We start from the raw sequence: 1178 nt of genomic DNA on the forward strand, positions 1-1178 counted from the left end.
TGCGTCGATCTCGGCGTTCACGGCGTCGACCACGCCGACCATGCCCGGCAGGCGGCTCCCGCAGGTGAGCCGCGCGTTGCTCAGGCGCTCGCGCCGGGCGAGGAAGCGCGCCTGGCGCCCGAGCTCGGTGGAGTAGCGGGCGAGGGCGAGGGCCGCGCCGATCGCCAGGCCGAGCGCGAGCATCGCCACGAGCAGGAGTCCCTCAGCCACGTGGAGCCTTTCGCAGAGATTGAGCCACCCGTCCATGGTAGAGCTCGCGAGCAGCCACTGCGCCGCGGAGCGCAGCCAGCGGTAGAGCGGCTCGAGGAGCGCGTCCGAGGTCATGAGACGTCGCGGCGGGAGAGCGCGAGTGCGCCCACGCCGGTGAGGGCCGCGCAGAGCGGCGCGCAGACCGCGAGGGCGCGGACGGCGGGGGAGAGGCCCGTCGCGTCCACGGAGAGCAGGTTCGCGGCGCCGTTGCCGACGGAGACGAGCGCGACGTAGGGCATCCAGGCGAGGGCCGCCTCGAGCGCCGGGGCCCAGCCGAGGCCGAGCGCCGAGTCAACGAGCAGCAGGAACGAGAAGAACCCCTGCTCGACGGCCGCCGACGTCAGGAGGAACGCGGCTATGAACGCAATCGCGCGGCTGCGGACGAGCTGACCCACGAGCAGGACGGCGAGGGCGTAGGCGCACGAGACGAGCCAGCCCTCGCCCGCCCAGGCGGCGACCTGCCAGAGCGGCTCGACGTCTGCCACGGGGCGCATGGTCACGAGGACGCCGAGCCCGGCGAACACGAGGTAGGCAAGCAGCAGCGCGCCCGTGAGGAGCGCCGCGAGCAGGTACTTCTCGGCGTAGTATGCCGCCCGGCCGCGAAGGGACGACAGGAGCGTGCGGTCGAAGCCGGCGTCGGAGTCCGCGCAGGAGAGGCGCGCGGCCACGAAGGGGGCGATGGTCGAGACGAGCGCGATGGAGCACCCGCGCCCGGCGAGGCGCAGGGCGCCCGCGCGCCCGGTGATGCCGTCGTAGACGACGCCGGGCTCGAGCGGCCACCAGACGGTGAGGACGGCGCCGCCCAGGGTGGCGAGCGCGACGAGGGCGAGCGCGACCCACGGCCAGCGGGAGCGCAGGATGCGGTGGAGGTCGGACCTGAGCAGCGCCATCATGCGGCATCCCTCCTCGAGACGAGCAGCGCGTCGGCA

The 1178-nt window shown here is 74.2% G+C and carries 1 protein-coding gene and 1 pseudogene; both read right to left on the bottom strand.

Annotated features, from left to right (window positions below):
- A pseudogene (locus tag E0L17_RS10865) lies at positions 1-324 on the bottom strand (hypothetical protein); the annotation flags it as partial.
- The coding region (locus tag E0L17_RS10870; RefSeq protein WP_206109137.1) for a hypothetical protein at positions 321-1178 on the bottom strand (858 nt) is incomplete at its 5' end. The gene E0L17_RS10870 and the pseudogene E0L17_RS10865, both read right to left, overlap by 4 nt.

Origin of the sequence: Olsenella sp. SW781 (assembly GCF_012027725.1) — a bacterium.
GTDB lineage: Bacteria > Actinomycetota > Coriobacteriia > Coriobacteriales > Atopobiaceae > Thermophilibacter.